General features: G+C 69.5%; 12 protein-coding genes. 7 read left to right on the forward strand and 5 right to left on the reverse strand.

Going from position 1 to position 12,982, the window contains the following annotated elements:
• Nucleotides 1–401: 401 nt before the first annotated feature.
• The gene (locus tag AC3ETA_RS06900; protein WP_432191897.1) at nucleotides 402–809 is read left to right on the forward strand and encodes a GNAT family N-acetyltransferase; all 408 of its coding nucleotides are present in this window, start codon (nucleotides 402–404) and stop codon (nucleotides 807–809) included.
• A gap of 53 nt (nucleotides 810–862) precedes the next feature.
• Here the strand turns inward: AC3ETA_RS06900 and AC3ETA_RS06905 are convergent, their stop codons facing one another.
• The 3 genes from AC3ETA_RS06905 to AC3ETA_RS06915 are packed head-to-tail and all read right to left on the reverse strand — an operon-like array spanning nucleotide 863 to nucleotide 3,476.
• On the reverse strand, nucleotides 863–1,393 hold the full coding sequence (locus AC3ETA_RS06905; protein WP_432191898.1) for a cupin domain-containing protein: 531 nt from the start codon (nucleotides 1,391–1,393) through the stop codon (nucleotides 863–865).
• 35 nt (nucleotides 1,394–1,428) lie between these two features.
• Nucleotides 1,429–2,475 carry a phosphotransferase family protein gene (locus AC3ETA_RS06910; protein ID WP_432191899.1) on the reverse strand — a complete coding sequence of 349 codons (1,047 nt, stop codon included), beginning with the start codon at nucleotides 2,473–2,475 and terminating at the stop codon, nucleotides 1,429–1,431.
• Complete coding sequence (locus AC3ETA_RS06915) at nucleotides 2,472–3,476, reverse strand: C-terminal binding protein (RefSeq protein ID WP_432191900.1); 1,005 nt, start codon at nucleotides 3,474–3,476, stop codon at nucleotides 2,472–2,474. Before AC3ETA_RS06915 ends, AC3ETA_RS06910 begins: the two co-directional genes overlap by 4 nt.
• An 833-nt stretch (nucleotides 3,477–4,309) precedes the next feature.
• Here AC3ETA_RS06915 and AC3ETA_RS06920 point away from each other — a divergent pair.
• A complete protein-coding gene (locus tag AC3ETA_RS06920; RefSeq protein WP_432191901.1) occupies nucleotides 4,310–5,494 on the forward strand; it encodes an MFS transporter in 1,185 nt (394 codons plus the stop codon).
• 335 nt (nucleotides 5,495–5,829) lie between these two features.
• Here AC3ETA_RS06920 and AC3ETA_RS06925 read toward each other — a convergent pair whose 3' ends face one another.
• Complete coding sequence (locus tag AC3ETA_RS06925; protein WP_435218202.1) at nucleotides 5,830–6,609, reverse strand: fumarylacetoacetate hydrolase family protein; 780 nt, start codon at nucleotides 6,607–6,609, stop codon at nucleotides 5,830–5,832.
• A gap of 186 nt (nucleotides 6,610–6,795) precedes the next feature.
• On the opposite strand from AC3ETA_RS06925, the gene AC3ETA_RS06930 reads away from it, so the two are divergent.
• The gene (locus AC3ETA_RS06930) at nucleotides 6,796–7,827 is read left to right on the forward strand and encodes a LacI family DNA-binding transcriptional regulator (RefSeq protein ID WP_432191903.1); all 1,032 of its coding nucleotides are present in this window, start codon (nucleotides 6,796–6,798) and stop codon (nucleotides 7,825–7,827) included.
• Between the two features lie 62 nt (nucleotides 7,828–7,889).
• Here AC3ETA_RS06930 and AC3ETA_RS06935 read toward each other — a convergent pair whose 3' ends face one another.
• Nucleotides 7,890–8,483, reverse strand: coding sequence for an NADPH-dependent FMN reductase (locus tag AC3ETA_RS06935; RefSeq protein WP_432191904.1), 594 nt, complete (start codon nucleotides 8,481–8,483; stop codon nucleotides 7,890–7,892).
• Between the two features lie 368 nt (nucleotides 8,484–8,851).
• Between AC3ETA_RS06935 and eno the strand changes: the two genes are divergently transcribed.
• The 4 genes from eno (at nucleotide 8,852) to AC3ETA_RS06955 (ending at nucleotide 12,978) form a co-directional block, all read left to right on the forward strand.
• Complete coding sequence (gene eno / locus AC3ETA_RS06940; RefSeq protein ID WP_432191905.1) at nucleotides 8,852–10,162, forward strand: phosphopyruvate hydratase; 1,311 nt, start codon at nucleotides 8,852–8,854, stop codon at nucleotides 10,160–10,162.
• Between the two features lie 76 nt (nucleotides 10,163–10,238).
• Nucleotides 10,239–11,243, forward strand: coding sequence for a VOC family protein (locus AC3ETA_RS06945; RefSeq protein WP_432191906.1), 1,005 nt, complete (start codon nucleotides 10,239–10,241; stop codon nucleotides 11,241–11,243).
• Between the two features lie 33 nt (nucleotides 11,244–11,276).
• Nucleotides 11,277–11,828 (forward strand): carboxymuconolactone decarboxylase family protein, encoded by a 552-nt coding sequence (locus AC3ETA_RS06950; protein ID WP_432191907.1) that lies wholly within the window; start codon nucleotides 11,277–11,279, stop codon nucleotides 11,826–11,828.
• A gap of 49 nt (nucleotides 11,829–11,877) precedes the next feature.
• Entirely contained in the window at nucleotides 11,878–12,978 is a 1,101-nt protein-coding gene (locus tag AC3ETA_RS06955) for an alcohol dehydrogenase catalytic domain-containing protein (RefSeq protein WP_432191908.1), read from the forward strand.
• Nucleotides 12,979–12,982 lie beyond the last annotated feature (4 nt).

Raw genomic sequence — 12,982 nt, forward strand, 5'->3', positions numbered from 1 at the left:
CAACTACCCGGGAATCCGTGTTCTGTCCGTCCAGGTGTGACAGAAAACGCAGTCATGACGCTGTAGGAAGTACGGGCCGCCGCGCGGTCCGTACCGCGCGACGGCCGGGGCCTCTCCTGTGGGGGGTGGCGGCCCCGGCCGTTGCCTCGGTTCAGGGCTCTGACCTGGGACTTTGCGCGGATTCCATGGGTGGCGTGACCAGCGGACCCGACGCCGCGTGTGATCTTATCCAGCACGATGCGCTGAGCCGTCCGTCCGGAGGATGGCTCGCGCGGGCACCTTCGACCCGGCGCTTGCCGTACTGGGCCATAGTGCAACCCAACGACTCGCGCCTCACATCGGCCAAGACCTCCGCGGGGTCCTCCATCCGGGGTGCTGGTGACCTCGCTGTGCCGCGAGTGGTGGATGCGGAACTTCTCGGCATCTGGCTCGACGGACTCCTCGTGGGCGGCACGGGGTTCGGCACCTTCGGCACCCGCAACGGGACCTGCTCACCGGGGGCATGGCTCGCACCGGAGGCACGGGGCCGTGGGCCGGTGACGGGTGCGGCCCGCCGTATGGCCGAGTGGGCCTTCCACACCCGGGGCATGTCCCGGGTGGAGTGGTCGGCGGCCACGGCGAACGTACGCAGCATCGCGGTGGCGAAACGGCTCGGCATGCGGCGCAAGGGCGTCTTGCGCTCGGCACTGCCACTGGGCGGAGTCCGCCACGACGTGGAGGTCTGGTCGCGCATCGCCGACGACGGAGACGGCAACGTCCCGGACGCGCGGATCGGTCTCCACCAGGGTCACGTGGGAGAGCCCGCATGATCGCGCCGCACCGCGCGTCCGGCCCCCACGACCATGCCGGTGTCCGGGCCCGGTCAGCCGTCGCGGTGGGTGCCGATGAGGACGAAGGCCATGGTGGCCTGTTTGCCGCTGCGGTTGCGCCACGCGTGCCGGGTGCCGTTCTGGATCACGATGTCCCCGGCCGACAGTTGGGTGCACTGCCCGTCGTCGAGTTCGAGGACGATCTCGCCCTGGAGCACGAGGCCGTAGTCGACGGTCGACGTCGTGTGCATGCCGTCGGGCTCCATGAGGTCCGCGATGCCCGGCGAGTCGGCCCGCTGCTCCTGGCCGAAGGCGACGGGGTCGAACGACGGGTCGGCCATGGCGGTGTCCGGCGGGAAGGTCAGCACGATGAACCGGGTGCCGCCGGGTGCCGGGAGCAGGCTCGTGATCTTCGGCGTGGGGTCCTCGCCCGTCCGGCTGACCGGTTCGCCGGGCTCGGTGGCCCAGGGCAGGCGGGACACCCAGCCCGGGAGGCTGGTGAACTCGCGGCTGCGTGGGATCGGGCCGTCACTGGTGACGACCGACCTGCCGTTCGCGTCATGGCCGGTGACGACTCTGCGCATGTGTCTCTCCTTGGTCGGGTCCGCTGAGCGTTGGGTCAGGCGGGCCGACTGCTGAGGGATCCGGTCGGGGTCTCGAGTGCGGTGGCCCAGGCGTCCAGGACGTCCGACACCTTGTGCGCGGGCGCCCTGAGGAGCGTCGAAGCCACAGTGCGGACGAAGACCCGGTGCCGGTCGTCCGTGAGGTATTCCACCGGGGACTTGCCGTCTACTCGCGCGAGCAGCAGGGCCGGCAGCAGCGAGGCGGACCGGGCTTCCAGGGTGGCCAGGGGCTCCCAGTCGACGCGCCGGCCGTAGTCCTCGGCCAGTACGCGGGCGGACCGCAGCAGCTCGGCGCGCCTCTCGTGTACCACCAGGCTCTTGAGCAGCAGGTGGTTGACGCAGAAGGCGAGGTCGAAGGCCGGGTCTCCGTACCAGGCGCACTCGGCGTCCAGGAGCACGGGCCCCGACGGGCCGACGAGGATGTTCTTGGGGCTGACGTCGCCGTGGACCAGGGCCAGGTGGGTCGTGACCGTGCGGTCGGCGAGTGCCTGGAGGGTGTCGCTCAGTTCGGGGTGTGCCGCGGCGGTCGCGAGCAGATACGGCTCGATGCGCAGCGCGTGGAAGTTGTCGTCGGTGGCGAACTGCGTGGCGAGGCCGGCGTCGCCCGCGCTCTTCGCGTGCAGGGTGCCGAGCAGTTGCCCGACGGCCGCCGCGGTCTCCGGCCGCACTTCTCCGGCCAGTAGTCGCGCCTTCCACATGGGGTAGTGCTCGGGCGGCAGGTACGCCATCGCGAAGAGACCGCCTTCGGGATCGTGAGCCAGCAGTTCAGGCACGCTGTCGGGCCGGTGCCGGGAGGCGAACCGCATCCACGCCCATTCGTAGGCGTTGCGCGAGACCGGTGCCTGCCAGTCGGCCGCGACCTTGAGCCTGGCCAGGGCGCGTTTGACGCAGAGGGAGCGGCCCGGCAGGTCCACCCGCCACAGGTCGGAGGAGACTCCGCCAGCCAGCGGCGTCCAGTCGGCGGTCTCACCGGTGCGGGCGAGCTTGTGCGCGATCAGGAAGTCGGTCAGTGCCGGACTCGGGTGCGGGACGTCGGCGCTCATTCCTGTTCCCCCGACTCGGCCGTCAGACCGCGGGGGCTGTTGCAGGCGTGGGCTGGCGCCTCGCCCGCGAGAACACGTACGACCTCCTCGGCGGCGCGGCGGCGCAGTTCGGTGACCGAGGCGTCGGAGGAGAAGGCGACGTGCGGGGTGAACAGGACTCCCGGCTGCTGGAGCAGTCCGGCGGGGACGTGCGGTTCGCTTTCCAGTACGTCGAAGGCGGCCCCGTCCACGTGTCCGCTGTCCAGCGCCTTGATCACCGCGTCGGTGTCGACGAGACCTCCACGGCTGACGTTGACCAGCAGGCCGCCCGGCTTCATCCCGGCCAACTGCTCGGTGCCGATGATGTGGTGGGTGCCGGGTGTGAGCGGCACATGGAGGATCACGACGTCGCTGCGGCGCAGCAGCTCCTCCAGGCCCACCAGCTCTACTCCGGGGGCGTGCTGCGGCGGGTGCGGGTCGTGCGCGAGGATCTCGCAGCCGAACGCGCCGAGCTTGCGTGCGGTGGCGCGCCCGATGCGTCCGTATCCGACGACACCGCAGGTCAGGGTGGACAGCCGGCGCAGTCTGGCGCTCGCCGGGTGCCAGCGGCCGGCCCGGACGTCCCGGTCGAACACGGCCAGGCCGCGGGTCCAGGCCAGCACCATGCCGACCGCGTGGTCGGAGACCTCCTCGACGCAATAGTCCGGCACGTTGGTGACCCACACGCCTCGCTCGGTGGCGGTGTCCACGGCGATGTTGTCGAGGCCGACGCCGAGTCTGGCGACGATCCTGAGGTCCGGCGGCGTCCGGACCGCGGTGGCGGAGACGGGCGCCCAGCAGGTGAGGATGCCGGCGGGTCGGTGTGCGGCGACCAGGTCGTCGATCGCCTCGGCGGAGGCGGGTTCGGCGGGACCGGTCACGAGGGTGTGGCCGGCCTCCTCGAGGACCGCTCGCTCGACGGAGTCGTCGGGCCAGGCGTGGTCGGTGAGCAGCACGGTGCCGGGGCGGCTCGGTGGTTTCATGGCAGGTCGTCCTCGCGGAATCGTGCGGCCGATGCGGAGGGCCGGGTGTTGCTCCCGGTCGCTTTCGGTCAGCGGGTTGATCGTCGTTGATCGTCACCCGGAGGGCGACCGACGGCATCGTCCGATGAGGCCGAAGGTCGCCACGGGCGAGAGGGAGAGGGTCACTGGGCTCGGGTCGGGCACGGACGCCCGCCGGCTTGTGGTCGGCGAAGGCGGCGCGGTAGGCCCCCGGAACGGGTCACGCATGTGCAGGGGCATGTCGAATCACTCTGTCACAGCCACGTGATGCTAACGATAGCACTCGCCGTCTTCGACACGTCAAGAGCGCGGCGCGCAGACCGATCGTCGGCATCTCCGCAGCAGGCCCGTCCGGAGCCGCAGAACTCCGCCGTCACCAGAAACACGAGGGCAATTGAAGAAATCCGGTGCTCACGTCTTGACGCGCCTCGGACTTCCCCTCATGGTTTCTGCCATCGCCGACCCGGTGTCCGGCATATGTCCGCACCAGGTCGAGCCGTCGAAGACTCCATGGCCACGGACGTCCCCGACAGGCGATCAACGGCTGAATTCCGCATGCGGCGTCCGACCGCGCGGCAGCCCCGTCGCCCATTCCGCCGCCTGCGGCGCATCGACGCCTCCGGCCGAACCGAGTCCGTGTTCAGCTCACCGCTTTTCGTCGCCGTACGACCCCGTACCCCGCGATGAATCCGCCGGGCCCTGCCGTGGCCCTTCCCTCCCCTGGAGCCGCAATGACTCACGCAGCCCAAGTCGACACCAATACCGTGCCCACCGACGGCCCCCGAGAAGCCAGCCGTGCGCCCATTTCACGGGCCATGATCGCAGTGGGCTTCCTGCTGATCGTCCTCTCCTACATGGTCAACGCGATGGACCGTCAGGTCTTTCCCCCGCTGCTGCCCGACATCCGTGCGGACTACGGCTTCTCGCTGGAGCAGGGCGGGCTGCTGGCAACGAACTTCACCCTCGGCATGGCCCTGGCCGGTCTGCCCGCCGGCTATCTCCTGGACCGCTTCCGACGCAAGACCGTGCTGCTGGCCAGCATCGTGATCTACTCCCTGGGCACGATGGCCACGCCGCTGGCGACCGGTCTCGCCGACATGACGGTGTACCGCGTCGTCTCCGGCTTCGGCGAGGGCATGCAGTCCGCTGCCATCTTCGCCGCGATGGGCGCCTTCTTCGCCCACCGGCGGGGCCTCGCCTTCGGCGTCATCGGCGCCGGCTACTCGATCGGCGTCTTCATCGCCCCGCTCATCGGCGTGTGGCTCATGAACCTGCACGGCACCTGGCACTCGCCGTTCTACCTGTTCGGCACGGCCGGGCTGCTGATCGCCGCCGCCTGCCTGTTCCTCGTGAAGACGGGCCTGACCGAGCACTCCGTCGAACAGACCGTCTCGACCAGGTCGTACGCGTACATGCCGGCTTCTGCCTACAACCGCAACAGCATCGCGTTGGCAGTCCACTCGGTCGTCAGCGGCGTGGCCATCTACGGGTTCCTCGGCCTGTACCCGACGTACCTCATCACCTCGCTGCACTACACGACGGAGCAGGCGGCGTTGGCGATGAGCCTGCTCGGTTTCGGCGGCATGACGGCCATCCTCGGCGGCTGGCTCGGCGACCGGGTCAACCAGCGCACTCTGCTGATCGTGAGCCTGCTGGCCGTCTCCGCCCTCGCCGTGTGCATCTACGAGACCCAGGCCGGCGTCGGCGCCCAGTGCGTGTTCGCCTTCCTCATGGGCGCTTTCGGGCTGGGCTTCATCTACCCGAACACCAACAGCGCGATGCAGCGGGCCGTCCGCCCGGACCAGATCGGCCGCGCCTCCGGCCTCTTCGTCACCAGCTACTACGGAACCGCGGCCTTCTCGGGCCTGCTCTTCGCCGCCCTGGTGGACTCCTTCGGCTGGAGCAGCGCCGGGTTGCTGCAGGTGACGGTGCTGCCGCTGGTGGGCGTCGCCGCTCTGACCTTCGTGCGGCCCGCACGGTTCAACAACGCGGTCCGCTAGGGCCTGTCCGGCGGATCAGGCCGGCTGAAAGAAGCAGTTCAGACCGGCCAAGCCGAGCGGGCTCTGGTGCCTGCAGCTGCAAGGCGGAGGAGGGAGTCGACGCGGTGGGGGCACCTCCCGGCCGAAGGCTGGGGGACGTCGGCGACTGACGACAACGCGCTGGGGTCCCCCCGCCACGCCTTTAGGGCAGTGGGGGAGCGCGTGCCAGAGCCCGCGACGCCGGCATGATCCGCCGGACAGGTCCTAGCGAACGGGCCGACCCTCTTCACGCCTTGGGCCCGCCACCGTCGGACGGTGGCGGGCCCAAGGCATGCGGTCTCCGCGGGCGACCGAGGTCAGCGGCTCTCGGCGACAACCGGGTTGCGCAGCACACCGATGCCCTCGATCTCGACCTCGACCTCGTCCCCGGGACGAATCGGCCCCACACCGGAGGGCGTACCGGTCATGATCACGTCTCCGGGCAGCAGGGTCAGATAGCGGCTGAGGTAGCTCACGAGGTCGGGGACCGCGAGCAACAGGCCGGCAGTGCTCGCCGACTGCGCCACGGTGCCGTTCACCCGGGTCGTCAGGGACAGCCCCGAGGGGTCGAGCCCGGTGGCGATCACCGGGCCGAGCGGCGCGAAGGTGTCCTGGCCCTTGCCGATCAGCAGCGTTCCGAATGCGCTCTCCTTGCGCTGGATTATGCGGTCACTGACGTCATTGCCGCATGTATAGCCGAGGATGTATTCATGAGCCTCGGCGGGCTTCACATGGCGTGCTTCCTTTCCGATGACGACGACCAACTCGCCCTCGAAATGGATCAGTTCACCATCCATGGGATAGACGATGGCGCCACCCGGCCCGATGACCGCGGTACTCGGTTTCATGAAGCAGACAGGAACTTCTGGAACCTCACGCCCTGTCTCAGTGATGTGTGAGGTGTAGTTGTAGGCGAATCCGAAGATCCTGGGCCGCTCGACCGGCGGGAGAACGACCACGTCCCCGACATCGTCGACATGGCCGGTGCGGGACAGGCCGGTATAGGGGTCGCCCTCGAATCTCGCGATCCTGGTGTCACCCTCTTCGAATTCTCCGTAGTGACACACGCCGTCGACGGCATATCTGACGATCCGCACGGACACCTCCGCAACTGGGCAGCCACGAGCGGCTGCACGGTCCATCCAGCAATGCTAACGTTAGCACCATGGTAGTGATCGATCCGGAGACGTCGCACCTCCGACCACAGAGCGCGACGGTGAGCGCTATCGTTGGCATGCGGACAGTGACGGCACCGCACGAGTGAGTCGAGGGGGACCCTGCACGTGGTCACGACCAAGGACATCGCCGAACGCCTCGGGGTCTCCGTCTCCACGGTCGGCCGGGCGCTCGCCGACGACGCGCGGATCAGCGAGGAGACCAAGTTCCGGGTCCGGCAGGCCGCTTCGGAGATGGGCTACGTCGGCAACCGCGCGGCGCGGATGATGCGGGGCGCCTCCAGCAATGTGGTGGCGCTGGTGATCCCGGACATCCGCAACAGCTTCTACTCGACCATCGCGCACGAACTGTCCAAGAACATGGAGGCCGAGGGCTACCAACTGATGCTCTCGGAGACCGACGACGACCGGATGGTCGAGCTGCGCCACCTGCGGGAGCTGTCCGCGACCCGGGTGGCCGGCGTCATCATCGTCCCCACCGCACGCCCGCACAACGAGTCCGTCAAGCTCCTGCGCACCCTGCCGCACCTGCAGTTGCTGCGCCGCCATCCCTCCCTGGGCTCCCAGTGGTTCGGCGTGGACGACCACGAGGCCCTGCGTCAGGCCACCGCTCACCTGGTGGCACTGGGCCACACCCGCATCGCCTATCTGGGCGGCCCGGAGGGACTCCCCACCGGCGCCGAGCGACTGCGCGGCTTCCGCACCGCCCTGGCGGAGGGCGGCCTGCCGGACGGCTCCGGGCGTGCGGAGCTGGGACCCCCGTCATCCGTGGACCACGGGCGCCAGGCCGTACGCCGGCTGCTGCGGGGTCCGCAAGCACCCACCGCACTGGTGCTGGGTTCGGTCCAGCTCACCCTGGGCGTGCTGGAGGAGCTGTCCCAGCAGGGCGTGAAGGTGCCCGGCGAACTGTCCGTGGTGGGGTTCGGGGACGAGCCGGGCTTCTCCTGGTGGGGCCCGGGGCTGACCACGATCGGCCTGCCGATCCAGGAGATGGCGACCGGCTGTGCGCTGTGGCTGATGCGCCGGCTCAAGACCAGAACGGGCGGCGACGGCCCGTACACCTCGGTCTCCCCCGGCTCCCTGATCCTGCGCGGCAGCACGGCCGCCCCCGGTGGCGGGACGCCGCCTCGGACCGGCTGAAGCACAGGCGAACGCGCCCGGAGCGCCATGCTCCGGGCGCGTTCGCGTTGATGGACGGCGGCTCAGTACGTTCCGCTGCGCAGCCTGCGCATGACGCGTGCGGTGCGGACGAGTTCGTCGAGCATCTGCTCGGCCGCGGCCTCGTGGATCTTGCCGGGCCGGAAGGCGCCTTCCTCCACGTGCTCGCCGACGAAGGGGACACTCACGGTCGGACCGATCGGCAGCATCCTGAGATTCGCCACGACCTGCTTGCCCATCTGCACCGCCCTCGTCCCCGCCGAGACACCCCCGTAGCCGACGAACGCGGCCGGCTTGTGCTGCCACTCCATGACCAGGTAGTCCCAGGCGTTCTTCAGCGGGGCCGGGAAGCTCCCGTTGTACTCCGGGGTGACGAAGACGAACGCGTCCGACGCGTCGACGATCCGGCTCCAGGCGCGGGTGTGGCTCTTGGTGTACTGCCGCAGCGCGGGAGGATGCGGCTCGTCGAAGAAGGGCAGAGCGAGTTCCCGCAGGTCGACGGTGTGCGACTCGAACTCGGCGCACTCCGCGGCCCGGGCGGCGAACCAGTCCGCCACGGACCTGCCCACACGTCCGGGACGCGTGCTGGCCACAACGGTGGTGAGGGTCATGGGCGCCGAGGTGGGCTCAGGGGCCATGTCGTGCTCGCTTTCCAGTAGACCGGGATCCGGCCCGACGGACCCACGCCCGCCTGCGCTGTCCGTCCGTCCAGGGGACGGGGTCCGTCGGAGCCCTCGCCGGATTGCACCGGCTATGCGAACGATAGCACTAGCCTTGAGATGGACCAAGGGTGCAGGGTGAGCGGCACGCGCCACGCATTTGACCACCACCTGCCTCTTGACATGGCCGCCAGCCCTCCGCACCATTGCGCTATCGTTAGCATTCAGGGAGTGGCGGGCGAAATGACGCCCCGACTGCCGGGACGCCCCTTCCGCGCCGAGCAGGCGCGACGGCGGGACCCCGCCCACCACGTTCGATCCTCCCGACTCCGAAAGGTTGCACCGCCATGACAGACGCGCGGATCGCCCGGCTCCACGGCCGCAGAGTGTGGGACTCACGCGGCCGGCCGACCGTCGAGGTCGAGGCCCGCCTGGACGACGGCGCGATCGGGCGGGCCATCGCACCAGCGGGGGCCTCGACGGGCCAGGGTGAGGTTCTCGACCTGCGCGATGGCGGCCCCCGCTTCGGCGGACTGGACGTCCATCGCGCGGTCGGCTCGGTCAACCACGAGATCGCGCCCGCGCTCCTCGGCCTCGACGCGGCCGACCAGGAAGCCGTCGACCGGCTCCTGGTGGACCTCGACGGAACACCCGACCGCAGCCGTCTGGGCGGCAACGCGATCGTCGCCACCTCCATGGCGGTCCTGCACGCCGCCGCGGCGTCGGCCGGCGTACCCCTGTGGCGGCACCTGTCGGGCGGGCGCCCGGTCCGCATCCCGCTGCCGGAGATCCAGATCTTCGGCGGCGGCGCCCACGCGGACCGCCGCGTGGACGTACAGGACTTCATGGTGGTCTGCCCCGCGGCCGGCAGCTTCTCGGAGGCCCTGGACTGGACGGCCGAGATCTACCGGGCCGCCGGCAGCCTGATGCGCCGGGCCGGCAAGGCGCAGGGCGTGGCGGACGAGGGCGGCTTCTGGCCGGCGTTCGACTCCAACGAGGAGGCCCTGGAGACGCTGACCCGGGCGATCGGGACCGCGGGCTTCACGCCCTCGGCCCAGGTCGGCATCTCGCTGGACGTCGCGGCCTCGCAGTTCGGCGGCGGCGGACGGTACACGCTGGCGCTGGACGACCGCACGCTGGACACAGCGGCGCTGATCGACATGCTGGGCGGCTGGATCGAGCAGTACCCGATCCTGTCCGTCGAGGACCCGGTAGGCGAGGACGACCACGACGGCATGGTGGAGTTCACCCGCCGCTACGGCCACCGATGCCAGGTCATCGGCGACGACTACCTGGTCACCAACGCCAAGCGGGTGGAGGCGGCGGCCACCAACGGCGCGGCGAACGCCGTCCTCGTCAAGCCCAACCAGGCGGGCACGGTGACCGAGGCGTTCCAGGCCCTGCGCACCGGAAAGGAAGCCGGCTTCGGCACCATCGTCTCGGCCCGGTCCGGCGAGAGCGAGGACGTCACCATCGCGCATCTGAGCGTCGGCTGGGACGCCGGCCAGTTGAAGGTCGGCTCGTTCACCCGCTCCGAGCGCATGGCCAAGTGGAACGAGGTGCTGCGCATCGAGGAGTCGCTCGGCGATTCCGCGGAATTCAGCGGCTGGTCCGCCTTCGCATTCCCTGGATCCGAGCCTTCCACTCCTCGTCCGTAAAAGGGATTCGCAGTATTCGCAGGATTCGCAGGATTACAGTCATCGAAATAGAGCCGATCCGAGCACGGAGACCAGCATGCTGCCACCCGTCAATCTGCGCCCGAGTTTCAACATCACCCGCTCCAGCCATGTCCGGCTCTCCGTGGCCGACCTCGCCGAGAGCCGCGACTTCTATGTGCGAGCGCTGGGACTCGTCGTCAGCGACGAGGACGACCGCACCTGCCACCTGCGCGGCCTGGCCGAAGCCTGCCACCACAGCCTCGTCCTGGAACGGGACGAAGAAGGCGCCGGTACCTGCCGGAGGATCGGGTTCCGGGTGTTCTTCGACGAGGACCTCGACCTCGCCCACGCCTGGTTCCGTGAGCGGGGACTGCCCGCCGAGTGGGTCGACGTCCCCCACCAGGGCCGTACCCTGCACGTCAGCGACCCCATCGGCACGCCGCTCGAACTGTGCGCGCACATGGAGACCCGGTCGCGGCTGCACATCGACTTCGCGCAGCACAAGGGCGCCCACGCGCAGCGGCTGGACCACTACCAGATCTTCGCGCCCGACACCTACGAGCTGTGCGCGTTCTACAGCGAACTCGGCTTCCGCAACTCGGAGTACCTGGAGCACGGCGACAAGCTGCTGGGCGCGTTCATGTACCGCAAGGGCACCTGCCTCGACCTCGCGATCGTCGAGAACACCGGCCCCGCCCTGCACCACTTCGCCTACACCGTCTCCGAGAGCCGCGACATCTTCAGCGCCTGCGACTGGGCGGGGATCCTCGGCTACGGCGACGGCGTGGAGCGCGGCCCGGGACGGCACGGTCCGGGCGGGATGCTCTTCGCCTACCTCCGTGACCCCGACGGCCACCGGGTGGAGGTCTTCAACAGCCACTACCAGACCATCGACACCGAGATCGAGCCGGTGCGCTGGGACGCGGCATCGCTGAGCACCAACGCCCGCTGGGGCCTGCCGGCCCTGAAGAAGTGGTACTTCGAGGCGTCGCCCTTCGCCGGCGTGCCGCGGATCACCCCGGCCGAGCCGCCGAAGCCGATGTCACTGGAGCGGTTCTTGCTCGAACAGCCCCTCCCCTGACCTTCCCCGCACCCCCGTCCCCAAGGAGACGTCATGGCACGAGTTCCCTACCTGCGCCGCGAGGACGCGGACGCGTCGAACAAGCCGCTGTACGACCGGCTGGAGACCGAACGCAAAGTACCGACGGCGAACATCTTCCTCGCCCTGACCAACGCGCCGGCCCAACTGGACGCCTTCCTGACCTACGCCAACTCGCTGCGCGCCGCCGACCTCAGCCCCCGTCTGCGTGAACTGGCCATCCTGACCGTGGGCCACGCGACCCGGTCCGCGTACGAGGTCGCACACCACCAGTCCCACGGGCTGGGGGCCGGGCTCACCGAGGAACAGCTCGCCGAGGTGGCCGACTTCGAGTCGTCGGACCTGTTCGACGAGTTGGAGAAGGCGGTCATGCGGCTCGCCCGGGAGTCCACACTCCGGGTCGATGTCTCGGAGGAGACGTGGCGTGCCGCCGCCGAGCACCTCACGGACCGGCAGATGGTCGAGCTGTCGTTGTCCATCGCCTGGTACAACTCCGGCGTCCGCATCATGGGCCTGCTGGACATCGGCCTCGAGGACAATTACCCGAATCCTTTCCCGAATTCGTAGCTGTCGGCACCGTACGGTTTATCCATTCAGGAGTATTTCAATGGCGAAAATGCTCGCAGCACGACTGCACGCGCTCGGTGAGCCGATGTCCGTGGACACCGTCGATGTGCCCACCCCTCGGCCGACCGATGTGCTGGTACGGGTCAAGTCCTGCGGAATCGTGCCGAACATGGCCAATGTGATCAACAACTGGCCCACCTGGTACCCGCACCAGCCCTTGCCCAAGCTGCCCGCGATCTTCGGCCTGGATCCCGCGGGCGTGGTCGAGGCGGTCGGTGAGGCGGTGCTCAACACCAAGCCAGGCGACCGCGTCTATGTGAGCCCGCTGCGGTCCTGCGGAAGCTGCCAGGTCTGCCGCGGCGGTGAGCTCAGCCGGTGCCGCTACTTCACCCTCAACGGCTACTTCAGCACCTCCCGCGACGGCCAGCGGATCTTCGACCTCTATCCCTACGGCGGGTTCTGCGAGTACATGACGGCGCCGCAGCACGCGATCGTCAACATCCCGGACACCATGACGTTCGAGCAGGCCGGCAAGCTCGGCTACATCGGCACCTCCTACGGCGCCCTCAAGCACGCCGCGGCCGGCCCCGGCCAGGTCGCGCTGATCGACGGGATCACCGGCACCCTCGGCGTCGCCTCCACCCTGCTCGCGCTGGCCTCGGGTGTCTCCAGGGTGCTCGGGACCGGCCGCAACGAGGATCTCCTCAAGCGGGTCCAGGAGCTGGCCCCGGACCGGATCGAGGTCATGCGGCTGGGCGAGGGCTCCACCGGCGAGTGGGCCAAGTCCCGTACCGGCGGCGAGGGCGCGGACTTCGTCATCAGCGCACTCGGCGCCCAGGCCCCGGTGGAGACGATGCTCGACTCGATGCAGGGGGTGCGCCGCGGCGGCAGGGTCGTCAATGTCGGCGGCGTCGCGGACCGACTGCCCGTGGACGTGAAGTGGCTCATGGACGAGCAGGTCCAGTTGATCGGCTCCAACTGGTTCACCACCGCCCAGGGCCAGGAGGTCGCCGACATGGTGTCCACCGGAGCCCTCGACCTGTCGTACCTGATCACCAAGCCCTTCCCACTGGCCGAGGTCAACGACGCGATCTCGGGACGCGCCACCGACCTCGACGGCGGTTTCAGCAACTACGTCGTGATCCCCTGACACG

The organism is Streptomyces sp. bgisy027, from assembly GCF_057710365.1.